Source organism: Streptomyces sp. NBC_01261 (genome assembly GCF_036226385.1).
Classification (GTDB): Bacteria; Actinomycetota; Actinomycetes; order Streptomycetales; family Streptomycetaceae; genus Streptomyces.
The window spans coordinates 4203998-4228680 of sequence record NZ_CP108463.1 but is presented as its reverse complement, the minus strand read 5'-3'; the positions used below and the strand labels follow the sequence as shown (position 1 = coordinate 4228680).

Here is a 24683-nt window from a genome sequence, read left to right as displayed (position 1 = left end):
CGTCAGCCATGGAGGCGACACCGGCACGGGCACGTGCGTACGTCGTCTGTGTCGTCGCCGGTGCCCTGTGGTGCCTGCTGCCGCTGCCGACCGTCCACACACCCTGGTGGGCGGTCGCACTGCTGGCCGTGCTCTACGCCGGCTGCGAGCAGGTCGCCCGGCGCCGCTTCGCGGGCACCTTCTACCCGGTGCTGCTCGCCGCGGCCTTCCTCCTCCCGCCCCCCGCAGCCGCGCTCGTGCCGCTGCCGGGGGCGCTGTTGTCCCGCGTCGAGCAGGGTTCGCCCTGGCTGCGGCGCGGCTGGCGGGCCGCGCAGCTCGCGCTGGGCGTGTGGGCGGCGGCACGCGTGCACTGGGCGCTGGGCGGACGCGACGCCGTCGTCGCGTCCGACTTCCCGTACGCCCTGGTGCCCGCCCTGGCCGCCGTCCTCGCCTTCTGCCTGGTCCTCACCGTGCTCGACGGCGGGATTCTCGCGCTGGGCGTGGGGGTACCTCCCACGCCTTTCGGGCAGTGGGGGAGGATGCCCGTGCGACGGGCCTGGCGAGGCCTGTTCCTACGGTCCCTGGCACCCATCGGCGTGCACGGGCTCGCCGGGCTGATGATGGCCGTCCTGTGGCGCAGCCCCTACGGCCCCGTCGCCGCGCTCCTCGTGCTGCTGCCGATGGGGGTGTCCTGGTGGGTGTTCGCCCAGTACCACCAGGAACGCGCCGCCCATCAGGCCACGATCCGCGCCCTCGTCCAGGCCGTCGACATCAAGGACGGGTACACCCGCGGGCACAGCGAGCGGGTCGGGCAGGCCTCGATGATGATCGCGCGGGAGCTGGGCATGGACGACTCCCGGGTCGAAGTGCTGCGCTTCGCCGGGATCCTGCACGACGTCGGAAAGCTGGGCGTCCCCACGCGCCTGCTGCGCAAGGACGGGCCGCTCACTCCCGAGGAGCGGCGGGTGATCGAACTGCATCCCGAGTACGGCCACGAGATGGTGCGCGGGATCGGTTTCCTCGGGGAGGCCCGTGCGGCCGTCCTGCACCACCACGAACGGTTGGACGGGAGCGGCTATCCGTACGGGCTGTTGGGGAGTCAGATCCCGGAGTCCGCACGGGTGGTCGCCGTAGCCGACGCCTTCGACGCGATGACGTCCACGCGGTCCTACCGTCGGGCTCGGCCGGTGTCGGTCGCGCTGGAGGAACTGTCGCGCTGCGCCGGGACGCAGTTCGACCCGTTGATGGTGCGGGCGTTGGCGCGGGCCCTTGGGCGGTGCGGGTGGCATCCGGCGGTGACAGCCGACGAGGTCCAGTCGTCCATCGTCTTCCCACCCAGCCCGCCTGTTTCCACTGTGTTGAGGGGGTGACCAAGTGCCCTCGACACGCCCCCCTTCGATCCTCGCCGTCATCCACACCGCCGCCCTGCTCCTCGCCCTGACCTCCCTCACCCTCACCCTCCGCACCGGCCTCGACGAACCCGGAGTGGCCCTCGCCTTCGGAGTACTCGTCGCCGTGGGGGAGTTGAGCCGATGGAACGGCACGACCGGTCTCCGTGAAACCGCCCCCCTCGGCGCCGCGGGCGCCCTCTCCTACGCCCTGCTCGGCGCGGACGCCGGCCGGCCCACCCACCACGGCGTCTTCCAGACCGTCGCCGTGGTCGTGGCCGCCACCCTCGTCGGCTGCGTGCCGCACATCGCCCGCGGCCACAGCCGTACCCCCGACCACATGGCACGGCGCGTCCTGACGGTCGGCTTCGTGGCCGTGTGCTTCCAACCCCTGTACAACCAGGGCGTGTTCGGGCACTGGGGCGGACCCGCCTACGCCCTGCTGCTCCTCGCGCTGCTCTCCCTCACCGCGCTCTGCGACGCCGTGCTCGCCGCCGCGCTCGCGCACTCGCGGACCCGGTGGCCGTTCGGGCCGCTGTTGCGGGACGAGCTGCGGGGGATGCTCGGGATCGGGTCGGCGGTGTGCGCGACCGGCGCGGTGATGGCGCTCGCGGTCGCCGTGGTGGGGCTGTGGGCGCTGCCCGTGTTCTCGCTGCCACTGCTGCTGACCCAGCTGTCCTTCCGGCGCTACGCGGCCGTACGGGACACCTACCGCCAGACCATCGCCTCCCTCGCCCGGTCCACCGAGATAGCCGGATACACGCCTGCCGGGCACGCCCGCCGGGTCGCCGCGCTGTGCCAGGCGGTCGGGCGGGACCTGGGGCTGTCCGAGCCCGACCTCACCGTCCTGGAGTACGCGGCCCTGATGCACGACATCGGCCAGCTCAGCCTCGTCGACCCGGTACCGGCCGGCGCCACCGCCGTACTCCCGCCGGCGGAGCAGCGGCGGATAGCGCTGCTCGGCGGGGCCGTCGTACGGCAGACCGGGGTGAGTCCTCAGGTGGCGGCCGTCGTGGAGCGGCAGGCCGACCCGTGCCGGGAGCAGCCGCTGTCCGCGCGGATCGTCCGGGCCGTGAACGCGTACGAGGAGAAAACCCGGGCAGGCGGCCCCGGCGGGCCTCTCCAGGCGTTGGAGGAGCTGCGCCTCGGGACCGCCGGGGACTACGCTCCCGAGGTCGTGGAAGCACTGGCCCGGGTACTGTCCCGGGACTGTCTGACCTTGCCTTCGGCTGGGTAACCCATGGGTAATGAGCGCCCTCCCAGCCGTACGTGGTTGGATGCGAAGAAGAGGGTGTCCGGGGGCAGAGCCAGCCCACTGAACGGAACTGGCAGGCGGGAATCGTGAGGATCTTCGGCAAGGGACGGCACCGGCCCTCCGCCTCCTGGCGGCAGGCCACAGACCGCGCGTTCACGCTGATCGGCGACGGTCGGTACGAGGACGCGGGCGCGCTGCTGACGCGGGCCGCCGATCTGGAGCCCTGGCTGTCCGAGTCCTGGTTCAACCTCGCCCTTCTGCACAAGTTCCGGCACGACTGGGAGCAGGCGCGGGCGGCCGGGCTGCGGGCCGTCGCACTGCTCGACCGGGAGGCCGGCGCGCCTGACTGGTGGAACGTGGGTATCGCGGCCACCGCGCTCCAGGACTGGCCGCTGGCTCGGCGGGCCTGGCAGGCGTACGGGCTGCGGGTGCCGGGTGGGGTCACCGGGGCGGGTGAGCCGGCCGGGATGGATCTCGGCAGCGCGGCCGTACGGCTCTCTCCCGAGGGGGAGGCCGAGGTGGTGTGGGGGCGGCGGCTGGATCCCGCGCGGATCGAGGTGCTGTCGATTCCGCTTCCCTCGTCCGGGCGGCGGTGGGGTGAGGTCGTGCTCCACGACGGGGTTCCGCACGGGGAGCGGACGACTGCCGCCGGGCACTCGTACCCCGTGTTCGACGAGATCGAGTTGTGGGCGCCCTCTCCTGTGCCCACGTGGGTCGTGCTGCTGGAGGCTGCCGCCGAGGCCGACCGGGATGCGTTGGAGCAGTTGGCGGCGGACGCGGGGTTCGCGGCGGAGGACTGGTCGTCTTCCGTGCGGTTGCTGTGCCGGATGTGTTCCGAGTCCCGGATGCCTTCCGACGAGGGCGACGGGGAGCATCTTGATCCGCATGATCACAGTGAGCCGGGGCATCCTGGGCCGCTGGGGCATCGGACGGACGGGCAGTTGTGGGTGCCTGAGCGTGAGTGCGGGTTGGCTGCGCCGGCGTCGCTTGTTCGGGGATTGTTGGACGGGTGGGTCGCCGACAGCCCTGATTCACGGGACTGGCGGGATCTGGAAGAGGTCTGCTGAGATCGGTGGTCGGATGCCGCGCCGTCGTGGCTGGTCGCGCAGTTCCCCGCGCCCCTGAAGGCCAGGGCGCGCTCGCGCGGCGGAGCCGCACATCGGCACAATCCCGCGCCCCTTGAAGACAGGGCATTGACATAGCCCCACGTCTCTTGAAGAACTCCACGTACCCTGTATCAGCAACTTCTCCCCCTTGGTTTTCAGGAAGGCTTACGTCGGTCATGGCGCAGCAGGACACCGATCAGCAGCACGTGGGCGTGCTCCCCGTGGATGACGAGGGGTTTGTCGTCGACACCGAGGAGGCCGAGGAGCGTGAGGCGGCCTGGCGGGAGCGGGGGGTCTCACGGGCGATCACGGTCGTCGGGAATCCGGTGCTGCACAAGGAGTGCGGGGACGTCACCGACTTCGGCGCGGAGCTGGAGACGCTGGTGGCCGACATGTTCGCCTCGCAGCGCACCGCCGAGGGCGTCGGCCTCGCCGCGAACCAGGTCGGCGTCGGCCTGAAGGTCTTCGTCTACGACTGCATGGACGACGAGGGCAAACGGCACGTCGGTGTCGTCTGCAATCCCAAGCTCGTCGATCTGCCCGCCGACAAGCGGCATCTGGACGAGAGCAACGAGGGGTGTCTGTCCGTGCCGACCGCGTACGCGCCGCTCGCACGGCCCGACTACGCCGAGGTGACCGGGCAGGACGAGCGGGGCAATCCGATCAAGGTCCGCGGCACCGGCTACTTCGCTCGGTGTTTGCAGCACGAGACCGATCACCTCTACGGCTACCTCTACATCGACCGGCTCTCCAAGCGCGACCGCAAGGACGCGCTGCGGCAGATGGCCGAGAACGAGCCCCGTTACCCCGTGGTCGCCAACGACTGATCCGGCCGACCCCAGCGGTCGACACATCTCCCTTACGTACGGCGTCTGTTCAGGTGCAACTCCCTGACCAGGCGCCGTTCGTCTGTCCCTCGCACATTCGATCGTTTCCGTGCGTGTAATGATCCAGAATCGGTCACGCAAGGGGGGATTCTCGGCACTTGGGGGTAGTGAAGGGAGCAAATCCGTTCCCAGAACGGTCAGTTGTGGTGCTGAATAGGAAGTGCGGGGATACGCAACGGCGCACGCCCGGCACAGCGGGAGGGGCGTGCGCAACTGGCGGCTGAGAGGGGTTTGTTCGTGCCTGCTTTCTCACACAGCACCACATCGACTACGGCAACGGAAACGACGGCGATCGCGGTTCCACCGTCGCTCTCTCTCCCGGTGATCGAGGCGGCGTTTCCCCGGCAACTGCATCCGTATTGGCCGAGGCTCCAGGAGAAGACACGCGTCTGGCTCCTGGAAAAGCGCCTCATGCCGGCGGACAAGGTAAGGGAATATGCCGACGGTCTTTGCTACACGGACCTGATGGCCGGGTACTACTTGGGCGCACCGGACGAGGTGCTCCAGGCGATAGCGGACTACAGCGCGTGGTTCTTCGTCTGGGACGACCGCCACGACCGGGACATCGTGCACCAACGCCCCGACGCCTGGCGGCGGTTGAGGTTCCGGTTGCACGCGGCACTGGATTCACCACGGCACCATCTGCTCCACCCGGATCCCCTGGTCGCCGGGTTCGCCGACAGCATGATGCGGATCTACTCGTTCCTGCCCGACACCTGGAACGCGCGGTTCGCCCGGCACTTCCACGCGGTCATCGAGGCCTACGACCGTGAATTCCGCAACCGCACCGAGGGGACCGTCCCCACGGTCGAGGAATACCTCGCGCTGCGCCGGCTCACCTTCGCCCACTGGATCTGGACCGATCTGCTGGAGGCGAGCGCGGGACTCGAACTCCCGGACACCGTGCGGAAACACCCGGGATATCGCCGGGCGGCCCTGCTCAGCCAGGAATTCGCCGCCTGGTACAACGACCTCTGCTCGCTGCCGAAAGAGCTCGCGGGCGACGAGGTCCACAATCTCGGAATCAGCCTCATCAAGCACGAGGGGCTGACCCTTGAAGAGGCGGTCGCCGAACTGAGGCACCGTATCGAGGAATGCGTCACCGAATTCCTCGTCGCGGAACAGGACACCTTACGTCTCGCCGACCGGCTGGACGACGGCACCGTGCGCGGAATGGAATTGAGTGCCGCGGTACGGACCTGCCTCGGCAATATGCGGAACTGGTTCAGCACCGTCTACTGGTTCCACCACGAGTCCGGCCGTTACATGGTCGACAGCTGGGACGACCGGTCCACACCCCCGTACGTCAACAACGAAGCGGCAGGTGAGAAATGACCGTCGAGTCTGTGAAGCCCGCGGCATCCGAGGTGCCGGAGCTGCTTGAGCCGCCCGTCGCGGGCGGCAGGATCCCGCTTCTCGGCCACGGCTGGAAGCTGGTCCGCGACCCCCTGGCCTTCATGGCCCAACTCCGCGACCACGGCGACGTGGTGAGGCTCCGCCTCGGCCCGAAGACGGTCTACGCCGTCACCGCGCCGGCCCTCACCGGCGCCCTGGCGCTGAACCCCGACTTCATCATCGCGGGCCCGCTGTGGGAGTCCCTGGAGGGACTGCTCGGCAAGGAGGGCGTGGCCACGGCCAACGGGTCCCTGCACCGGCGCCAACGGCGCATCATCCAGCCCGCGTTCCGGCTCGACGCGATCCCCGCGTACGGGCCGATCATGGAGGAGGAGGCGCACGCGCTCACCGAGCGCTGGCGGACCGGCGAGACGATCGACTGCACCTCCGAGTCCTTCCGGGTCGCCGTGCGGATCGCGGCCCGCTGTCTGCTGCGCGGCGACTTCATGGACGAGCGCGCCGAGCGGCTGTGCGTCGCGCTCGCCACGGTCTTCCGGGGCATGTACCGGCGGATGGTGGTACCGGCCGGACCGCTCTACCGGCTGCCCCTCCCGGCCAACCGCGAATTCAACCGGGCACTGGCCGATTTGCATCTCCTCGTCGACGAGATCGTGGCCGAGCGACGCGAATCTGGTCAAAAGCCGGACGATTTGCTGACGGCATTGCTGGAGGCGACGGACGACAATGGCGACCCGATCGGGGAACAGGAGATCCACGACCAGGTCGTCGCGATCCTCACCCCCGGAAGCGAAACAATCGCGTCCACGATCATGTGGCTGCTCCAGGTCCTCACCGAACACCCGGAACACGCCGACAAGGTACGCGAAGAGGTCGAATCCGTGACGGGTGGGCGCCCGGTGGCATTCGACGACGTCCGCAAGCTCACGCACACGAACAATGTCGTCGTCGAGGCGATGCGGCTGCGTCCCGCCGTATGGATATTGACGCGACGGGCGGTCGCCGACGCCGAACTGGGGGGCTATCGGATTCCGGCCGGAGCCGACATCATCTACAGTCCGTACGCCATCCAGCGCGACGCGCGTTCGTATGCGCACAACGAGGAGTTCGACCCCGACCGCTGGCTTCCGGAACGGTCCAAGGACGTACCGAAGTTCGCCATGAGCCCGTTCAGCAACGGCAACCGGAAGTGTCCGAGCGACCACTTCTCGATGGCCCAACTGAGCCTGATCACGGCGGCGGTGGCCACGAGGTACCGCTTCGAGCGGGTGTCCGGCTCCGACGACACCACCCGCGTCGGCATCACCCTGCGCCCCAACCGGCTGCTGCTCAGGCCCGTGTTGAGGTGAGACGCGAAGGCGTACGTTCAGGCGGCTTCCGGGCCCCTGAACGTGCGTCGGTAGGCGTTCGGGGTGGTGCCCAGCGCCCGGACGAACTGGTGGCGCAGGGCGGGTGCGGTGCCGAAGCCGGCGCGCCAGGCGATCGCATCCATCGTCTCGTCCGTCCCCTCCAGCAACTGCTGGGCCAGCAGCACCCGTTGACGCAGGATCCAGCGGTACGGCGTGGTCCCGGTCTCCTGCTGGAAGCGGCGGGCGAAGGTCCGCGGTGACATGTGGGCACGGGCGGCGAGCTGTTCGACGGTGACCTCCTGGTCGAGGTGCTCCGCCATCCACACCAGCACCTCGCCCACCGTGTCGCACTGCGAGCGCGGCAGCGGCCGCTCGATGTACTGGGCCTGGCCGCCGTCGCGGTGCGGCGGTACGACCATCCGCCGCGCGATGGCGTTGGCGACCTCCGGCCCCTGCTCCTTGCGCACGATGTGCAGACAGGCGTCGATACCGGCCGCGGTGCCGGCGGAGGTGATCACCGGGTCCTCGTCGACGTACAGCACGTCGGGCTCCACGACGACCTTCGGGTACCGCCGGGCGAGCAGCTCCGCGTGGTGCCAGTGCACAGCGCACCGCCGCCCGTCCAGCAGCCCGGCGGCGGCCAGCACGAACACGCCCGAGCAGACGCTGAGCACCCGGGCGCCCCGGTCCACGGCCCGCCGCAGCGCGTCGAGAAGTTCCTCCGGGTACTCGCGCTCCGCATAGGTCGCGCCGGCCGGTACCGCGATGAGGTCCGCGGTCTCCAGGCGCTCCAGGCCGTGGTCGACGGTCAGGGAGAAGCCCGCGTGGGTGGTGAGGGTCGGCCCCTCGGCCGAGGCGACCGCGAAGTCGTAGACCGGCAGCCCCTCGTCACTGCGGTCGAGGCCGAACACCTCGCAGACGACGCCGAGTTCGAAGGGGGCGACGCCGTCGAGCAGGACCACGGCCACGTTTGTCAGCATGCTGCCAGTGTGCCCCCGGAATGGCAGTAAATCGAGGGTGTGCGGCAGTCCTGCCACTCACGGTAAGGAGTCAAAGGGACGAGACTCATGTCCATGAACACAGCCATGGACAACCTCATCGCCCTCCTCACCGTCGTCGGCATCTTCGTGGCCGTGACCTTCCCGTCGCTGCTCGGTATCGCGCACGACCGGCGCGTCGACCGTCAGATCAGGACCGCCCACCGGATCGTCACTTCGACACCACGACGGTGACCGACCATTCCTGAATGCCCTTGCACGAGATCTTGTGCGGCGCGGTCGCGCAGAGCGGCCGGGACGACGTGAGTTTCACGGTCCCGGCCGACACCGCCTGGTACGCGTTGCTCGCGTCGCCGGGGCGGATCAGGATCCCGCTGTTGGTGGCCTTCAGGCCGCTGCCCACCGTCTTGACCGGCGCCCAGGGGCGGGTGGTCGTCCCGTCCAGCAGGATGCGGACGGTGTTGCCGGTCGTCACACAGAACGTGCCGTTCGTGTCGGTGGCGGCGAGCGTCTCCTTCGCCGTACAGGCCGACCTGCTCTTGCTCGGGGTGGGGGAGGACGACGGCGACACACTGCCGCTGCCGGTGTCGGACTTCGTGCCGCCGCAGCCTGTGAGGGCGAGCGCCAGGGTGGCGACGGCGAGGGACGGACCGAGAATCGATCGGCGCATGGGGGGCCTCCTTTGTCCCTTTGACGTGTCACGGTCGTATCCGGATCCCCCGTGAACCGTGAAGTATTCGTGGACATGACAGAGCCCCGGCCGCTGCGAGACGACCGGGGCCCGGCTCATGAGGAGGTCAGCCGGTCGTCACGGCGGTGTCGTCGACGACGAAGCTGGTCTGGAGGGAGGAGTCCTCGACTCCGCTGAACTTCAGGGTGACGGTGGTACCGGCGAAGGCCGACAGGCTGAAGGACTTCGCGACGTATCCGGTGGCCGCGTTGAGGTTGGAGTAGGTGGCCAGGGTGGTCGATCCGGCGGTGACCGTCAGCTTGTCGTACGCGGTGCTGGTGGTCGTCTCCGCGGTGTCGACGTGCAGGTAGAAGGTGAACGTCGTGGCCGTGCAGCCGCTCGGGACCGTCACCGACTGGGACAGCGTGTCGGTGTGGGTCGAGCCGTAGCCGTCGAGCCAGGCCTTGTACGAACCGGTGCGGGCCGCCTCGTCGGTGTCGTTGGTGATGACCCCGCTGCTCGCGGTCCAGGTGGTGTTGCCCGACTCGAAGCCCGCGTTGCCCAGGAGCTGGGTCGAGGTGCAGCTGCCGCCGCCGGAGGTGCTGACCGTCCAGGTGAAGGAGGCCGAGCCGGAGGCGCCGGTGGAGTCGGTCGCGGTCACCGTGACGGCGTACGTGCCGGCGGTGGACGCGGTGCCGGAGATCAGCCCGGTCGAGCTGCTGATCGACAGGCCGGTCGGCAGCCCGCTCGCGCTGTAGGTGAGGGTCGCGCTCGCGCTGTCCGTGGCCGAGATCTGCAGGCTGGCCGTGGAACCCGTCACCGTGGACTGGCTGCCCGGGTTGGTGACGGTCACCGTGTTGCCCGTGGTGGTGCCGGAGGTGAAGGCGGCGGTGCCGTCCGGGGTGCCCCAGCCGGTCGGGCCGTCGTAGCCGGTGCCCGCGGTGCAGAAGTAACTCGTCGTGCAGGAGCCGTTGTTGCCGCTCGTGACGTCGTACAGGTTGCTGGTGTGGGAGTAGGGGTACTTCGCCGGGTAGTCGCTGGAGCCCGGGGTGCCGGCCAGCGCGTAGACGCCCGCGATGATCGGGGACGAGGCGCTGGTGCCGCCGTAGACCGCCCAGCCGGAGCCGCCGTAGGTGTCGTAGACGGCCACGCCGGTGGCGGGGTCGGCGACGGCGGAGACGTCGGCCTCCATGCGCTTGGTGCAGCCCGTGTCGGTCTGCCAGGTCGGCTTCGCGTCGTAGGCGGAGCAGCCGGAGCCGCCGCCCTCGGTGCTGCTGGTCTTCCACACGGACTCGGTCCAGCCGCGGGTGGTGGACGACGTGGAGAGCGCGGTGCCGCCGACCGCCGTCACGTACTGGGACGTCGCCGGGTACTCGGCACCGTAGGCCTCGTCACCGGAGGAGACGGTGATCGCGACGCCCGGGTGCTTGAAGTAAGAGGTGTCCTCGCTGGTCTGCGAGGAGGACTCGGAGCCGCCCCAGCTGTTGGACACGAACTTCGCGCCCAGGGCGACGGCCTCGTTCTCGGCGGCACCGAGGTTGGCGTCGGTGGCCGAAGTGGCCTCCACCAGGATGATGTTGCAGTTCGGGCAGACCGCGCTGACCATGTCGATGTCGAGCGCTTCCTCGCCCGCCCAGCCGGTGTCGTTCGTCGGCAGGGAGGTGGTCGAGCCGGTCTGGCTGACCTGCTTGAAGCAGCCGCTGGCCACGGTGCAGGCCGACAGCCCGAAGTTGGAGCGGTACGTGGCCAGGTCCGAGGCCGCGTTGGGGTCGTTGTACGCGTCGACCACCGCGACCGTCAGGCCGGAGCCGCCGGTCGAGGGGAGCGCGTACGCGCTGTGCAGGTTGGCCGGGCTCAGCCCGGAGACCGCGGCCGCGGCGTCCGAGTGCACGGCGGCGGCCAGCTGCTGCTTGATGTCGGTGCGCCGCTGGGCGAAGCAGGACGCGTGACCGGGGGCCGCGGCGGCACACAGGTGCTCGGTCGGCACCTTCTGCCCGGCCTTGCCGGTCGAGTGGACGGCCTGGGCCGCGGGGGACGTCAGGGCCTTGGAGTTCTGGGTGACCTTGGAGACCTGGGCGGACTGGACGGCGGCCTGTGGGGCGGGCTGCGCGTCGGCGGGGGAGGCCGCCACGAGCCCGAAGACGCTGAGGGTGAGGGCGGGTACGGCGGCGGTCAGCAGTCTTCGCAGACTCCGTCTGGGCTTCTCACGCATGGGGTACTGCCTCCATCGTTGGAGTGGGGTTCCTCGGCGTGGTGGCAGGCCTGTGACGCGCGTAGCGGCGGCAGATGACGTCGTCATGGGCATGACACTTTGAGCGTCCTGTGGGGCCATGGGTGAATGACATGAACAGGACGGGTGGAACGTAGCCGGGGCGACGAGACCGCGAACAGACGCACCCCATGAACTTTGCCGCTCCATAGAAACTCCATGGACGGCCCATGGAAGCTCCATGGGCCGTCCGCGAAGTAAGACACAGATAAAGGGCGGCCGGGGGCCGACCGGGTGGGGCTAGAAGTCCTCGTCCAGGTCGACCGTGCCCTCCACCGCCACCTGGTACGCCGACGGGCGGCGCTCGAAGAAGTTCGTCAGCTCCTGGACGCCCTGCAACTCCATGAAGGAGAAGGGGTTCTCGGAACCGTAGACCGGCGCGAAGCCCAGCCGCTGGAGGCGCTGGTCCGCGACGCACTCCAGGTACTGGCGCATCGAGTCGGTGTTCATGCCCGGCAGACCCTCACCGCACAGGTCGCGTCCGAACTGCAGCTCCGCCTCGACGGCTTCGCGCAGCATGTCGGTCACCTCCTGCTGGAGCTGGTCGTCGAACAGCTCCGGCTCCTCCTTGCGGACGGTGTCGACCACCTCGAAGGCGAAGCTCATGTGCATGGTCTCGTCGCGGAACACCCAGTTGGTGCCGGTGGCGAGGCCGTGCAGCAACCCCCGGCTGCGGAACCAGTAGACGTACGCGAACGCGCCGTAGAAGAACAGGCCCTCGATGCACGCGGCGAAGCAGATGAGGTTGAGGAGGAAGCGGCGGCGGTCGGCCTGGGTCTGGAGGCTGTCCAGCTTCTCGACCTCGTTGATCCACTTGAAGCAGAACTCGGCCTTCTCGCGGATGGAGGGGATGTTCTCCACCGCGTCGAAGGCGGCGGCCCTGTCCTCCGGGTTGGGGAGGTAGGTGTCCAGGAGGGTCAGATAGAACTGGACGTGGACCGCTTCCTCGAAGAGCTGGCGGCTCAAGTACAGCCGCGCCTCGGGGGAGTTGATGTGCTTGTACAGCGTCAGCACGAGGTTGTTCGCCACGATCGAGTCACCCGTCGCGAAGAACGCGACCAGCCGGCCGATCATGTGCTGCTCACCCGGCGTGAGCTTCGCGAGATCGGCGACGTCCGAGTGGAGGTCGACCTCCTCGACGGTCCAGGTGTTCTTGATCGCGTCCCGGTAGCGCTCGTAGAAGTCCGGGTAGCGCATCGGGCGGAGGGTCAGCTCGAAGCCCGGGTCGAGGAGGTTCTTTTCGGTGGAGCTCATTACTGGCAGGCCTCGCAGGACTCGGGGTTCTCAAGGGAGCAGGCGACCGCGTCTTCGTCGGGGGTCAACTGCTGCACGGGGATGGGGGTTTGGGTCTGAGCCTGGGCCTGGGCGGCGCGGGCGATGCGGGTCGCCGGGCGGGAGCGCAGGTAGTACGTCGTCTTCAGGCCCTGCTTCCAGGCGTACGCGTACATCGAGGAGAGCTTGCCGATCGTCGGCGTCTCCAGGAACAGGTTCAGGGACTGGGACTGGTCCAGGAACGGGGTGCGGGCGGCGGCCATGTCGATCAGGCCGCGCTGCGGGATCTCCCACGCCGTGCGGTACAGGGCGCGGACCTCGGCCGGGATCCAACTGAAGGCCTGTACCGAGCCGTTGGCCTCGCGCAGGGCCTCACGGGTGCGGGCGTCCCACACGCCGAGCTGCTTCAGCTCGTTCACCAGGTAGGAGTTGACCTGGAGGAACTCGCCGGACAGCGTCTCGCGCTTGAAGAGGTTGGAGACCTGCGGCTCGATGCACTCGTAGACACCCGCGATGGACGCGATGGTGGCGGTGGGCGCGATGGCCAGCAACAGGCTGTTGCGCATGCCGACTTGGGCGATACGTTCCCGCAGCGCGGCCCAGCGCTCCGGCCAGGTCGGTTCCACGTCGTAGTGGTCGGGGTGCAGGACACCGCGGGCGGTACGGGTCTTCTCCCAGGCCGGCAGCGGGCCGTTGCGCTCGGCGAGGTCGGCGGAGGCCTCGTAGGCGGCGAGCATGATGCGCTCGGCGATCCGCGTGGAAAGGGCCTGCGCCTGCGGGGAGTCGAAGGGGACGCGGAGTTTGAAGAAGACGTCCTGGAGGCCCATCGCGCCCAGGCCGACCGGGCGCCAGCGGGCGTTGGAACGGCCCGCCTGCTCGGTCGGGTAGAAGTTGATGTCGACCACGCGGTCCAGGAAGGTGACGGCCGTGCGGACCGTCTCGTCCAGGCGCTCCCAGTCGATGTCGTCGCCGACCACGAACGCGCCGAGGTTCACCGAACCCAGGTTGCAGACCGCCGTCTCACCGTCGTCCGTGACCTCCAGGATCTCCGTGCAGAGGTTGGAGGAGTGGACCGTGTGGCCCGGCTCGGCCGTCTGGTTGGCGGTGCGGTTGGCCGCGTCCTTGAAGGTCATCCAGCCGTTGCCGGTCTGCGCGAGGGTGCGCATCATGCGGCCGTAGAGGTCACGGGCCGGGATGGTCTTCTTGGCGAGTCCTTGCGCCTCGGCCTTGCGGTACGCGGCGTCGAACTCGGCGCCCCACAGGTCGACCAGCTCGGGCACGTCGGCGGGGGAGAACAGCGACCAGTCGCCGTTCGCGTTCACCCGGCGCATGAACTCGTCCGGGATCCAGTGCGCGAGGTTCAGGTTGTGCGTACGGCGGGCGTCCTCACCGGTGTTGTCCCGCAGCTCCAGGAACTCCTCGATGTCGGAGTGCCAGGTCTCCAGGTACACCGCGGCGGCACCCTTGCGCCGGCCGCCCTGGTTCACCGCGGCGACCGAGGCGTCCAGCGTCTTCAGGAACGGGACGATGCCGTTGGAGTGCCCGTTCGTGCCGCGGATCAGCGAACCCCGGCTGCGGATGCGGGAGTACGACAGCCCGATGCCGCCGGCGTGCTTCGAGAGGCGGGCGACCTGGTGGTAGCGGTCGTAGATGGAGTCCAGCTCGTCCAGCGGGGAGTCGAGGAGGTAGCAGGACGACATCTGGGGGTGCCGGGTGCCGGAGTTGAAGAGCGTGGGGGAGGACGGGAGGTAGTCCAGGCGGCTCATCAGGCGGTAGAGCGCGGCCACTTCGTCCAGGGCGCGGGTCGAGTCGTCCTCGGCGAGACCGGCGGCCACGCGCAGCATGAAGTGCTGGGGGGTCTCGATGACCTTGCGGGTGATCGGGTGCCGCAGGAGGTAGCGGCTGTACAGGGTGCGCAGGCCGAAGTAGCCGAAGCGGTCGTCGGCGCCCTCGTCGAAGGAGGCGGCGATCAGCGCGTCGAGGCGGGCCGCGTGCAGCGTCGCGAACTCGGCGGTGCGGTCGGCGATGAGGCCCTCGCGCCGGCCCACGACGACGGACTCGGTGAACGTCGTGACGCCCTGGGAGGCGGCCTCGGCGGCGATGCTGATCGTCAGCAGCCGGGCGGCCAGCCGGGAGTAGACCGGGTCCTCGGAGATGAGGCCGGCGGCCGCCTCCGTGGCCAGCTCGCGCAGTTCCGCCACGTCCGCGTGCGCGGACCGGCCGCGCAACGTGGCGGCGGCGACCCGGCCCGGGTCGGCGTCGGGGAGGTCGGCGGTCAGCTCGGTCAGGGTCCGCAGGATCGCGGTACCGGGGCCGTCGGCGCCCTGAACAGCCGTTCCGGGAACGTCGGTTCCGGGTCCGGTCGCGGTCGCTACGATCGCCTCGTTCACCTGGGTCGCTGATGCCGGCTCTGCTGGCGCGATGGTCACGGTGGGGCTCTCCCTCGCTCGGCACGGGGCCTCGCCGAGGGCAGGCGGCAGTACACGAGCGCACGGGGCGTCGCGTCCACCGGCCCACTCCACGAGGCCCGGACGTCATGCGCCCGGCCGGGTGGCCGGACGCGCGCCGTCGGCAGGTCCTCGGACTGGCCAGGCGTGCATATGCACGCAAGTACACCGTTGCGGGACAGTTCCGGATTCGCACCGGATTCCCCTGCGGCGACAGCGAGCATGAGCATACATCTTGTGCTCGCCTGTCACGTCACCACCAGATGTTGTGTCGCGGTGGTTTCAGAGTGTCAGCTTGTAGGTGAGCAGAGTGAGATCGTCCAGGTGTGGCACGGGGTTCCAGTCGCGGTCGGGGGTGCGGACGAAACCCAGGCGTTCGTAGATGCGGTGGGCCGCGTGCATGGAGCTCTGGGTCGACAGGACTACGGCCGTGCAGCCCTCGGTGGCTCGGGCGCGGTCGATGCAGGCGCGGACGAGGGCGTCGCCGGCGCCTCGGCCGCGGGCGACGCCGGCGATCGCCAGTGCGCGGATCTCTGTCTCGCCGGGTCGCGCTATGTCGGCCACGGGGCCGGGGCCGGGGACGAAGGTGACTCCGCCCAGGAGGTGGTCGCCCTCCACGGCGACGAGGACCTCGGCGGCTGCGGCTCGGCTTGCCACGTCCTTCAGCACGGGGAGGTAGGGGTCGTCGTCGCCGTAGTCGAGGAGGCCGTCCTGTAGGTAGGCCTGCGCCGTGATGTTGCCGAGGTCTTCGTATTCGGTGGGGACCGCTCGGCGGATGAGGATGTCCATGTGGGTCAGTGTGTACGAACAGCGGGCCGCCGAGGGGGTGCTCCCGGTGGCCCGCTGCGGGTTCGTCGTGGCTGGTCGCGCAGTTCCCGCGCCCCTTGGGTGGAGTCAGTGACCGGCGATCACGGGGAGCTCCTCCTTCACTCCCGGGTCGCCCGCGTCCGCCGTGTAGTCGCCGGGGCTTGTCTCGTCCTCGCCCTCGGGGGCCTTGAACGCCTTCAGGGCGAAGGTGAGGACCACCGTGACGACCACGTTCATGACGAATGCCGTCAGGCCGATGTAGCCGATCTCGCCGATGCCGGGGATCTCCTTGGACGAGCCGCCGAAGTGGTCCTGGGTCGGGGAGGCCACGCCGTAGGCCGCGAGGGTGCCGTAGATCATGCCGACCGCCCAGCCGGTGAGGAGGGCCCAGCGGTGCGGCCAGCGGGTGAAGAGGCCGCCCACCAGGGACGGGAAGGTCTGGAGGATCCAGATGCCGCCCAGGAGCTGGAAGTTGATGGCGACCGTCTTGTCCATCGTCAGGACGAAGGCCAGGGCGCCCACCTTCACCAGGAGCGAGACGATCTTGGAGACCTTGGTCTCCTGGGCCGGGGTCGCGTCCGGCTTGATGAAGTCCTTGTAGATGTTGCGGGTGAAGAGGTTCGCCGCCGCGATGGACATGATCGCCGCGGGCACGAGCGCTCCGATGCCGATCGCCGCGAAGGCCACGCCCGCGAACCAGTCCGGGAACATGTTCTCGAACAGCTGGGGGATCGCCAACTGACCGTTGGTGACCTTGACTCCGGCCGCGATCGCCATGAAGCCGAGCAGCGCGAGCAGGCCCAGCATCAGTGAATACAGGGGCAGGATCGTGGTGTTGCGGCGGATCACGTTGCGGCTCTTGGAGGAGAGCGTCGCGGTGATCGAGTGGGGGTACATGAACAGGGCCAGTGCCGAGCCCAACGCCAGTGTGGCGTACGTCCATTGGCCCGCCGGTGCGGGGACGAGTCCGCCCGCCCCGGCCGCCTTGAACTTGGCGCCCGCCGCGCTGAAGATGTCGTCGAAGCCGCCGAGCTTGATCGGGATGTAGATGATCGCCACCGTGATCACGATGTAGATCAGCCCGTCCTTCACGAACGCGATCAGGGCGGGCGCGCGGAGGCCGGACGAGTAGGTGTACGCGGCCAGCACCGCGAACGCGATCAGCAGCGGCAGGTCCTTCACGAACCAGTTGGAGTTCGCGCTGCCGCCCACCCCCATGACGTCCAACACGGCCTGGATGCCGACCAGTTGGAGCGCGATGTACGGCATCGTCGCGAGGATGCCGGTGACCGCCACGGCCAGGGACAGCCCCTTGGAGCCGAAGCGCCCGCGCACGAAGTCCGAGGTCGTCACGTATCCGTGCTTGTGCGACACCGACCAGAGGCGGGGCAGGAACGTGAAGATGAGGGGGTACACGAGGATCGTGTACGGCACCGCGAAGAAGCCGGCCGCGCCCGCCGCGTAGACCGCCGCCGGGACCGCCACGAACGTGTAAGCCGTGTAGAGGTCGCCGCCGAGCAGGAACCAGGTGACCCAGGTGCCGAACGACCGTCCGCCCAGGCCCCATTCGTCGAGGCTCTGCTCGTTGTCGGCGCGGCGCCAGCGGGCGGCCAGGAAGCCCAGGACCGTGACGGCCAGGAAGAAGAAGATGAAGACGCCGAGAGCGACGCCGTTCACGCCGTCGTTCACCGGTTACCTCCATGGCGGGTCCGCTGGTCGCGCTGCCACAGCTTGTAGGCGGTCATCGTCAGCACCGTCGAGATCAGCACCCAGAGCATCTGGTACCAGTAGAAGAACGGGACGCCGATGAACGTGGGGTCGATCTTGGTGTAGGAGCCGACCCAGAGCAGCGCCACGAACGGCGCGACGAGGCAGACCGCGATGACGACGCGGGCCGGTGTCACCAGCGGTGGTGCCGGTTCGGGCGGAACTTCGGGTACGTCTGACATGTCGCGGCTCCGTCACCTCAATGATCGCCTGTGTAATGCGCAGGCAATCTAGGTCACGGCATCGCGCGTACGGAAGACCTCGTCCGCATATCGGCATGTCGATTCTGTGAAGGCCTGACATCGGTGTCAGCAGCAGCGGAAACCCTGGCGCGGGTCGGCCTCCTGGCGGTCCGTCCGCATCCGTTCGAAGTCGCGGCGGCCGGGGACCTCCGCCTTCGGGTGGTCCCGTCGGACGTGCGCCACGTAGCGGTCGTACGCCGACTCGTCCATCAACTCCCGGACGTACCAACGCACTCCACGGACCAGCCGGTCAGCCGCCCGCATCGGCGCCGACCGCATCGCGTGCCACCTCCTCCTTCTCCTCGCGGGTCGGGATCAGCCCGGCCGGTGCCACGATGTTCGACTCGACGTACGGCGTCTCGCTCAGCGTCGAGAGCGCGGGACGGCGGATGTGTCGAACGCAGACGCGAAGGGCGTCCGCGATCACGACCACGACGAGCACCGCGAGAATGGCCGAAAGCACCCCGTCCACCGTGGAGTTGGTGACCACGGTGCGCATGTCGTCCATCGACTTGGCGGGCGGCAGGACCTTGCCCGCGTCCATCGCGTCCTGGAACACCGAGCGTTGCTTGAAGAAGCCGACCTTCGGGTCGCCGGAGAACACCTTCTGCCAGCTCGCGGTCAGGGTGACCGTCGCGTCCCAGGCGAGTGGAATCCCGGTGATCCAGGCCCACTTGAGGCGGCCGGACTTCACCAGGAGGGTGGTGCAGACGGCGAGGGCGACGGCCGCGAGAAGCTGGTTGGCGATGCCGAAGATCGGGAAGAGCTGGTTGATCCCGCCCAGGGGTTCGTGGACGCCGACCCAGAGGAAGTAGCCCCACAGCGCGCACACGATCGCGCTCGTCAGGGCCAGGCCGGGCCGCCAACTCACGTTCTTGAAAGGCCGGTAGACGTTCCCGAGCATGTCCTGGAGCATGAACCGGCCCACGCGGGTGCCCGCGTCCAGCGCGGTCAGGATGAACAGCGCCTCGAACATGATCGCGAAGTGGTACCAGAAGGCGCGCAGGCTCCCGCCGCTCACCTTGGAGAAGATCTCCGAGACACCGACCGCGAGGGTGGGCGCCCCGCCGGTGCGGGACAGCAGGCTCGCCTCGTCGACGTTCTTCGCGGCCTGCGCGAGGTCGGCGGGGGAGACGTGATAGCCCCAACTGCTCACCACCTGCGAGGCGTTCTGCACCGTCGTGCCGATCGCGCCGGCCGGGGCGTTCATCGCGAAGTACAGACCCGGGTCGATGATGCTCGCGGCGACCAGGGCCATGACGGCGACGGACGACTCCATCAGCATGGCGCCGTAGCCGATCATGCGGATCTGGGTTTCCTTCTGGATCATCTTCGGGGTCGTACCGCTGGAGATGAGCGAGTGGAAGCCGGACAGGGCGCCGCAGGCGATCGTGATGAAGACGAACGGGAAGAGGGAGCCGGCGAAGACCGGGCCGTTGCCGTGCTTCGCGAAGTCGGTGACGGCGGGCATCTTCAGGGCGGGCAGGGCGACCACGACGCCGATCGCCAGCAGGCCGATGGTGCCGATCTTCATGAAGGTGGAGAGGTAGTCGCGCGGGGCGAGCAGGGTCCAGACGGGGAGGACCGAGGCGACGAAGCCGTAGCCCACCAGCCAGATCACCAGTGTCGAGGGCGCGAGGGTGAAGGTGCCGGCCCAGGACGACTCGGCGACCCAGCGGCCCGCGACCAGGGCGAGCAGCAGCAGGGCCACGCCGATCAGGGAGACCTCGGAGACGCGGCCGGGGCGAAGTACCCGTAGATAGAAGCCCATCAGGAGGGCGATCGGGATGGTCATGCCGATGGAGAAGGTGCCCCAGGGGGAGGAGGCCAGCGCGTTCACGACGACCAGGGCCAGCACGCCGAGCAGGATGATCATGATGGCGAAGGTGGCGACCAGCGCGGCGGCGCCGCCGAACGGGCCGATCTCCTCGCGGGCCATCTGCCCGAGTGACCTGCCGTCGCGCCGGGTCGAGAAGAACAGGACCACCATGTCCTGGACCGCGCCCGCGAAGATGACCCCGGCGATGATCCAGACCGTGCCGGGCAGGTAGCCCATCTGCGCGGCGAGTACGGGTCCGACCAGCGGGCCCGCGCCGGCGATCGCGGCAAAGTGGTGGCCGAGCAGGACGCGGCGGTCGGTGGGGTGGTAGTCGATGCCGTTGTCGAGGCGTTCGGCCGGGGTGGCCCGGGTGCCGTCGACCTTGAGCACCTGGTACGCGATGAACTTCGCGTAGAAGCGGTAGGCGATGGCGTACGAGCCGAGCGCGGCGGCGACCATCCAGGCGGCCGACACGTTCTCGCCCCGCGCCAGCGCGAGCACGGACCAGCCCGCCGCGCCGACGAGCGCGACGAGGGTCCAGACGACGATGGTTCGGACGTTCGCGGTACGCACCGGGTTGCCCTCCCGTCCATGCGACGACGGGTGGAACGTAGAGCAACCCGGGTAACTCCGTAAGTCCCCTAGTTCTGTGGGCGCTTGAGTCTCGCCACGAACTAGTCCTGCGGGCGCTTGAGGCGGGCCACGAACTTGTAGCGGTCCCCCCGGTACACCGAGCGCACCCACTCCACCGGCTTGCCCTCCTTGTCGATGGAGTGGCGGGAGAGCATCAGCATCGGGAGGCCGACGTCGGTGCTGAGGAGGCCCGCCTCGCGCGGGGTGGCCAGCGAGGTCTCGATGGTCTCCTCGGCCTCGGCGAGGTGGACGTCGTAGACCTCGGCCAACGCGGTGTACAGGGACGTGTACTTGACGAGCGACCTGCGCAGGGCGGGGAAGCGCTTCGCGCTGAGGTGGGTCGTCTCGATGGCCATCGGTTCGGCGTTGGCCATGCGCAGGCGCTCGATGCGCAGCACCCGGCCGCCGGCGGTGATGTCGAGCAGGTCGGCGAGGGTGTCGTCGGCGGTGATGTAGCCGATGTCGAGGAGCTGCGAGGTCGGTTCGAGGCCCTGGGCTCGCATGTCCTCGGTGTACGAGGTGAGTTGGAGGGCCTGGGAGACCTTCGGCTTGGCGACGAACGTGCCCTTGCCCTGGATGCGCTCCAGGCGGCCCTCGACGACCAGTTCCTGAAGTGCCTGGCGCACGGTGGTGCGCGAGGTGTCGAACTCCGCGGCCAGGGTGCGCTCGGGCGGGACGGGGGTGCCGGGCGGCAGCGTCTCCGTCATGTCGAGCAGGTGTTTCTTCAGGCGGTAGTACTTCGGCACACGCGCGGTGCGGACGGTGGCCCCACCCTCGTTCTCCGCACTGCTGACGTCGGTGCTCATGCTCCGCCTTCCGGGCTCCGGACAAGGGTCACTTGGTGATCCCCTCTGTATACCGTCGCCGTCTCTTTTGGTCTAGTCCACAGCGCCAAGTGGTCTAGCGGAAGAGAGTACTCCGGCGCCTTTGTTTTCGCTGCCTTCTTACTTAAAGGTTCCTGCATATGTAGGTCGCATAACGGCTGGTCAGGGCCGTTTCGAGCACCCTTGACAGGCCCTCTGGTCTGGTCCAAGCTCCCGGTACTGGTCTACACCATTGGTTCAGGTCCCGGCTCTTGGGCGGGAGGTGTGGCAGGCATCCCTGAGGAGGGTGGCGTGAAGCGCAAGCTGATAGCCGCGATCGGTATCGCGGGCATGATGGTCTCCATCGCGGCGTGCGGGGGCAACGACGACAAGAGCTCTTCGAACAGCGGCGCCGACGCCAAGGAGCTGACCGTCTGGCTCACCGTCGACGCGCAGAACAACTGGCCCCAGCTGGTGAAGGCGGCCGACGCGGCCGTGCAGAAGGCGCACCCGGGCGTCAAGATCAAGCACGAGTACTACGGCTGGCCGGACAAGAACACCAAGCTCGACGCGGTTCTCGCCACCGACAAGGTGCCCGACGTGGTCGAGATGGGCAACACCGAGATGCTGAGCTACATGGTCAAGGGCGCCTTCGCACCCGTGGACCCGGCCAAGTTCACCAACTCCTCCGCCTGGCTCGACGGCCTCAAGGCCTCCGTGACCTATGACGGCAAGACCTACGGCGTCCCCTACTACGCCGGTGGCCGCGTCGCCAACTGGCGCAAGGACATCGCCGCTTCGGTCGGCGTCAAGGCGCCCCCGACGACGTACGCCGAGCTGACCGCCGACCTGGACAAGATCCAGAAGAAGGAAGGCAGCAAGTTCAGCGCCTGGTACCAGCCCACCCGTGACTGGTACGCGGCCATGTCCTTCGTCTACGACGCCGGCGGCGCCATCGCCACCCAGTCCGGCAGCGACTGGAAGGCCAGCCTCTCCTCGCCCGAGTCCATCAAGGGACTCAACGAGTGGAAGTCGGTCATCGACAAGTACATGCACGGCGACAAGACCAAGGACGAGTCCGACCGTTACATCGTGTACGGCCAGGGCAAGGCGTCCATGATCTTCGCCGCCGCGTGGGAGGGCGCGACCGCCGCCGACCCGAAGAACGACAAGACCGGCGGCAAGCTGAAGACCGACCTCGTCAACTTCGTGATGCCCGGCCCGTCCGGCAAGAACATGCCCGTGTTCCTGGGCGGTTCGGACCTCGCCGTCCCAGTCAAGTCCAAGGCGCAGGCCCTCGCGGCCGAGTGGATCAACGCCTTCACCGGTCCGTCCGGCCAGAAGGGCCTGATGGCCAAGGGCAACCTGCCGAACAACAAGACCGACCTCGCGACGCTGAAGAGCGACCCCGCGACGGCGGTCCCGGCCACCGCGGCCGAGTCCAACTGGTTCGTCCCGATGGCACCGGGCTGGGGCCAGGTCGAGAAGGCCCAGGTCCTGCAGACCATGCTGCAGAACATCGGCACCGGCAAGCAGTCGGTCGAGGACGCCGCGAAGGCCGCGGACACCGCGATCGACAAGGTCATCAACACCAAGTGACCAGGGGCCCTGCCGCCAAACTCCCGCCTGCCCGGCGACGCCTGGCGCCGGGCCCGCCCTCCGGGCGGACGACGGGAGTTTGACGGCAGGACCCAGTGCGGGGCCCTGTTGGACACCTCGGTGTTCTCGGGGCAGGGCCCCGCCACTCGTACGAAGCACGGCCGTACGACCTGAGGGATCGCTGAGGAGCGCGCGATGAGTGCCGACACGACCACCCCTGCCAAGGTGCCGCCGCCGCGGCAGGCGCCCCCACCGCGCGTCTCCGACGCACCCCGCGGACGGCGGACGTCGAGAGGGGCCGGGGTCCCCTGGCTGCTGCTCGCGCCCTGTCTGCTCATCCTCGCCCTGGTCATGGGCTATCCGCTGGTCCGCCTGGTCACCCTGTCGTTCCAGTCCTTCGGCCAGTCCCAGCTGTGGGGCTTCAAGCCCGCCGAGTGGATCGGCTTCGACAACTTCTCCGGCATCCTCGGCGACGGCGAGTTCTGGGGCGTCGTCGTCCGCACGATCGTCTTCGCGGCCGGCTCGGTCATCTTCACGATGGTCGCGGGCATGGCGCTCGCCCTGCTCCAGCAGAAGGTCTCCGGCTGGGTGAAGACGCTCATCAACGTTGTCCTGGTGGCCAGTTGGGGCATGCCGGTCATCGTCGCGACCACCGTCTTCAAGTGGCTCTTCGACTCGGACTACGGCGTCTTCAACGCGCTGCTCAGCAAGCTGCCGGGCGTCGACATGATCGGCCACAACTGGTTCGCCAGCGGACCGCAGGGCCTCCTCGTCATCATGCTGCTCGTGGTGTGGGGCGCGGTGCCCTTCGTGGTGATCACGCTCAGCGCCGGACTCACCCAGGTCCCCCAGGAGTTGGAGGAGGCCGCCCGCCTCGACGGCGCCGGCGCGTGGGGCGTCTTCCGGTACGTCACCCTGCCCATCCTCAAGCCGATCATCGTGATGCTCACGACCCTCTCGGTGATCTGGGACATGGGCGTCTTCCCCCAGGTGTTCGTGATGCGCGGCGGTCACCCCGAGGCCGACTTCCAACTGCTCAGCACCTATTCCTACGACCGCGCGTTCGTCGTCAACGACTACGGACAGGGTTCCGCGATAGCCCTGGTCACGGTGGTGCTGCTGCTCGGGGTCGTCGCCGTCTACATGCGTCAGATGCTTCAGATCGGAGAGGTCGAATGAGCGCGCTCACGACCGACGCGCCCCGGAAGCCGACCGGTGGGCGCCGGAAGTCCAAGGTCGGCTGGAACCTCCTCGGCCTGCTCGTCTTCGTCGTCGTCGGCTTCCCCCTCTACTGGATGCTCGACACGGCGTTCAAACCGGCGAAGGACGCCATCGACCCGGACCCGAGCCTGCTGCCCACCGGCATCACGCTCGACAACTTCCGCCGGGCGCTGGACATCGCCGACTTCTGGGGCCCGGTCGGCCGCAGCCTCATCGTGTCCCTGTCGGTGGTCGTGATCGGCGTCGTCGTCGGCCTGCTGGCCGCGCTCGCCATCTCCCGCTTCGCCTTCCGCGGCCGCAAGGTCGTGATCGTCGGCATCCTCGCGGTCCAGATGGTCCCGCTGGTGTCGATGATCATCCCGGTCTTCCTGCTCCTGAACGACCTCGACCAGTACGACAAGCTCTCCGGCCTGGTCATCACGTACCTGACCTTCATCCTCCCGTTCACGGTGTGGACCCTGCGCGGCTTCATCGTCAACATCCCGAAGGAGCTGGAGGAGGCGGCCATGGTCGACGGCTGCTCCCGCACCGGCGCCTTCATCCGTGTGGTCTTCCCGCTCCTGGCCCCGGGCATGGTCGCCACCTCGGTCTACGGCTTCATCCAGGCCTGGAACGAGTACCTGTACGCCCTCATGCTGCTCAGCCAGGAGCACCAGACGGCGACCGTCTGGCTCGGCAACTTCACCACCAAGCACGGCACCGAGTACGCCCCGATGATGGCCGGCGCCACGATGATGGCCGTGCCGATCGTCGTCCTGTTCCTCATCGTCCAGCGCAAGATGGCCGCGGGGCTGACCGCGGGCGCTGTGAAGGGATAAC

21 protein-coding genes and 1 riboswitch are annotated in these 24683 nt (G+C 68.8%); of the genes, 10 read left to right on the top strand and 11 right to left on the bottom strand.

Going from position 1 to position 24683, the window contains the following annotated elements; genetic code table 11:
- Window positions 1-8 precede the first annotated feature (8 nt).
- The 6 genes from OG226_RS18175 to OG226_RS18150 all read left to right on the top strand — a co-directional run bounded on the left by OG226_RS18175 (window position 9) and on the right by OG226_RS18150 (window position 7317).
- Entirely contained in the window at window positions 9-1349 is a 1341-nt protein-coding gene (locus OG226_RS18175) for an HD-GYP domain-containing protein (protein WP_329349467.1), read from the top strand.
- 4 nt (window positions 1350-1353) lie between these two features.
- On the top strand, window positions 1354-2604 hold the full coding sequence (locus tag OG226_RS18170) for an HD-GYP domain-containing protein (RefSeq protein WP_328679181.1): 1251 nt from the start codon (window positions 1354-1356) through the stop codon (window positions 2602-2604).
- Between the two features lie 104 nt (window positions 2605-2708).
- Window positions 2709-3689: a tetratricopeptide repeat protein gene (locus OG226_RS18165; protein WP_033282065.1), complete on the top strand. Its 981-nt coding sequence runs from the start codon at window positions 2709-2711 to the stop codon at window positions 3687-3689.
- Between the two features lie 215 nt (window positions 3690-3904).
- Complete coding sequence (gene def, locus OG226_RS18160; RefSeq protein WP_328679180.1) at window positions 3905-4555, top strand: peptide deformylase; 651 nt, start codon at window positions 3905-3907, stop codon at window positions 4553-4555.
- A 297-nt stretch (window positions 4556-4852) separates the two neighbouring features.
- The gene (gene cyc1, locus OG226_RS18155) at window positions 4853-5950 is read left to right on the top strand and encodes an epi-isozizaene synthase (protein ID WP_328679179.1); all 1098 of its coding nucleotides are present in this window, start codon (window positions 4853-4855) and stop codon (window positions 5948-5950) included.
- A complete protein-coding gene (locus OG226_RS18150) occupies window positions 5947-7317 on the top strand; it encodes a bifunctional albaflavenone monooxygenase/terpene synthase (RefSeq protein ID WP_328679178.1) in 1371 nt (456 codons plus the stop codon). The genes cyc1 and OG226_RS18150 overlap by 4 nt, the downstream gene beginning before the upstream one ends.
- Window positions 7318-7334: 17 nt before the next feature.
- Here the strand turns inward: OG226_RS18150 and OG226_RS18145 are convergent, their stop codons facing one another.
- Complete coding sequence (locus tag OG226_RS18145; protein ID WP_328679177.1) at window positions 7335-8297, bottom strand: GlxA family transcriptional regulator; 963 nt, start codon at window positions 8295-8297, stop codon at window positions 7335-7337.
- 87 nt (window positions 8298-8384) lie between these two features.
- On the opposite strand from OG226_RS18145, the gene OG226_RS18140 reads away from it, so the two are divergent.
- Window positions 8385-8549: a hypothetical protein gene (locus tag OG226_RS18140; protein ID WP_328679176.1), complete on the top strand. Its 165-nt coding sequence runs from the start codon at window positions 8385-8387 to the stop codon at window positions 8547-8549.
- Here the strand turns inward: OG226_RS18140 and OG226_RS18135 are convergent.
- The 10 genes from OG226_RS18135 to OG226_RS18090 form a co-directional block, all read right to left on the bottom strand.
- Entirely contained in the window at window positions 8527-8985 is a 459-nt protein-coding gene (locus OG226_RS18135; protein WP_329349466.1) for a hypothetical protein, read from the bottom strand. The two genes, OG226_RS18140 and OG226_RS18135, sit on opposite strands and share 23 nt — an antisense overlap.
- 127 nt (window positions 8986-9112) lie before the next feature.
- Complete coding sequence (locus OG226_RS18130) at window positions 9113-11197, bottom strand: putative Ig domain-containing protein (protein ID WP_328679174.1); 2085 nt, start codon at window positions 11195-11197, stop codon at window positions 9113-9115.
- Between the two features lie 297 nt (window positions 11198-11494).
- Complete coding sequence (locus tag OG226_RS18125) at window positions 11495-12508, bottom strand: ribonucleotide-diphosphate reductase subunit beta (protein WP_328679173.1); 1014 nt, start codon at window positions 12506-12508, stop codon at window positions 11495-11497.
- On the bottom strand, window positions 12508-14955 hold the full coding sequence (locus OG226_RS18120; RefSeq protein ID WP_329349465.1) for a ribonucleoside-diphosphate reductase subunit alpha: 2448 nt from the start codon (window positions 14953-14955) through the stop codon (window positions 12508-12510). The genes OG226_RS18125 and OG226_RS18120 overlap by 1 nt, the downstream gene beginning before the upstream one ends.
- Window positions 14956-15079: 124 nt before the next feature.
- A riboswitch (cobalamin riboswitch) is annotated at window positions 15080-15203 on the bottom strand.
- A gap of 52 nt (window positions 15204-15255) precedes the next feature.
- The gene (locus OG226_RS18115) at window positions 15256-15762 is read right to left on the bottom strand and encodes a GNAT family N-acetyltransferase (protein WP_329349464.1); all 507 of its coding nucleotides are present in this window, start codon (window positions 15760-15762) and stop codon (window positions 15256-15258) included.
- Window positions 15763-15867: 105 nt separating this feature from the next.
- Window positions 15868-17469 (bottom strand): monocarboxylate uptake permease MctP, encoded by a 1602-nt coding sequence (gene mctP, locus OG226_RS18110; RefSeq protein WP_328679170.1) that lies wholly within the window; start codon window positions 17467-17469, stop codon window positions 15868-15870.
- Complete coding sequence (locus OG226_RS18105; protein ID WP_328679169.1) at window positions 17466-17729, bottom strand: DUF3311 domain-containing protein; 264 nt, start codon at window positions 17727-17729, stop codon at window positions 17466-17468. Before OG226_RS18105 ends, mctP begins: the two co-directional genes overlap by 4 nt.
- A gap of 126 nt (window positions 17730-17855) precedes the next feature.
- Window positions 17856-18068, bottom strand: coding sequence for a YbdD/YjiX family protein (locus OG226_RS18100; RefSeq protein ID WP_329349463.1), 213 nt, complete (start codon window positions 18066-18068; stop codon window positions 17856-17858).
- Window positions 18040-20181 (bottom strand): carbon starvation CstA family protein, encoded by a 2142-nt coding sequence (locus tag OG226_RS18095; RefSeq protein ID WP_329349462.1) that lies wholly within the window; start codon window positions 20179-20181, stop codon window positions 18040-18042. The genes OG226_RS18100 and OG226_RS18095 overlap by 29 nt, the downstream gene beginning before the upstream one ends.
- A 101-nt stretch (window positions 20182-20282) precedes the next feature.
- On the bottom strand, window positions 20283-21047 hold the full coding sequence (locus OG226_RS18090) for a GntR family transcriptional regulator (protein ID WP_328679166.1): 765 nt from the start codon (window positions 21045-21047) through the stop codon (window positions 20283-20285).
- 309 nt (window positions 21048-21356) lie between these two features.
- On the opposite strand from OG226_RS18090, the gene OG226_RS18085 reads away from it, so the two are divergent.
- The 3 genes from OG226_RS18085 to OG226_RS18075 all read left to right on the top strand — a co-directional run bounded on the left by OG226_RS18085 (window position 21357) and on the right by OG226_RS18075 (window position 24682).
- Window positions 21357-22643, top strand: coding sequence for an extracellular solute-binding protein (locus OG226_RS18085; RefSeq protein ID WP_328679165.1), 1287 nt, complete (start codon window positions 21357-21359; stop codon window positions 22641-22643).
- 195 nt (window positions 22644-22838) lie between these two features.
- Window positions 22839-23822 carry a carbohydrate ABC transporter permease gene (locus OG226_RS18080; protein WP_327401386.1) on the top strand — a complete coding sequence of 328 codons (984 nt, stop codon included), beginning with the start codon at window positions 22839-22841 and terminating at the stop codon, window positions 23820-23822.
- Complete coding sequence (locus tag OG226_RS18075) at window positions 23819-24682, top strand: carbohydrate ABC transporter permease (protein ID WP_327401385.1); 864 nt, start codon at window positions 23819-23821, stop codon at window positions 24680-24682. The genes OG226_RS18080 and OG226_RS18075 overlap by 4 nt, the downstream gene beginning before the upstream one ends.
- The last annotated feature ends 1 nt before the right edge of the window (window position 24683 follow it).

Bases quoted from the DNA above. Each gene is read 5' to 3' on its own strand.
- OG226_RS18175 (WP_329349467.1), top strand. From the start codon at position 9: ATGGAGGCGACACCGGCACGGGCACGTGCGTACGTCGTCTGTGTCGTC.
- def (WP_328679180.1), top strand. From the start codon at position 3,905: ATGGCGCAGCAGGACACCGATCAGCAGCACGTGGGCGTGCTCCCCGTG.
- OG226_RS18150 (WP_328679178.1), top strand. From the start codon at position 5,947: ATGACCGTCGAGTCTGTGAAGCCCGCGGCATCCGAGGTGCCGGAGCTG.
- OG226_RS18145 (WP_328679177.1), bottom strand. From the start codon at position 8,297: ATGCTGACAAACGTGGCCGTGGTCCTGCTCGACGGCGTCGCCCCCTTC.
- OG226_RS18140 (WP_328679176.1), top strand. From the start codon at position 8,385: ATGTCCATGAACACAGCCATGGACAACCTCATCGCCCTCCTCACCGTC.
- OG226_RS18135 (WP_329349466.1), bottom strand. From the start codon at position 8,985: ATGCGCCGATCGATTCTCGGTCCGTCCCTCGCCGTCGCCACCCTGGCG.
- OG226_RS18130 (WP_328679174.1), bottom strand. From the start codon at position 11,197: ATGCGTGAGAAGCCCAGACGGAGTCTGCGAAGACTGCTGACCGCCGCC.
- OG226_RS18125 (WP_328679173.1), bottom strand. From the start codon at position 12,508: ATGAGCTCCACCGAAAAGAACCTCCTCGACCCGGGCTTCGAGCTGACC.
- OG226_RS18115 (WP_329349464.1), bottom strand. From the start codon at position 15,762: ATGGACATCCTCATCCGCCGAGCGGTCCCCACCGAATACGAAGACCTC.
- OG226_RS18105 (WP_328679169.1), bottom strand. From the start codon at position 17,729: ATGTCAGACGTACCCGAAGTTCCGCCCGAACCGGCACCACCGCTGGTG.
- OG226_RS18100 (WP_329349463.1), bottom strand. From the start codon at position 18,068: ATGCGGTCGGCGCCGATGCGGGCGGCTGACCGGCTGGTCCGTGGAGTG.
- OG226_RS18090 (WP_328679166.1), bottom strand. From the start codon at position 21,047: ATGAGCACCGACGTCAGCAGTGCGGAGAACGAGGGTGGGGCCACCGTC.
- OG226_RS18080 (WP_327401386.1), top strand. From the start codon at position 22,839: ATGAGTGCCGACACGACCACCCCTGCCAAGGTGCCGCCGCCGCGGCAG.
- OG226_RS18075 (WP_327401385.1), top strand. From the start codon at position 23,819: ATGAGCGCGCTCACGACCGACGCGCCCCGGAAGCCGACCGGTGGGCGC.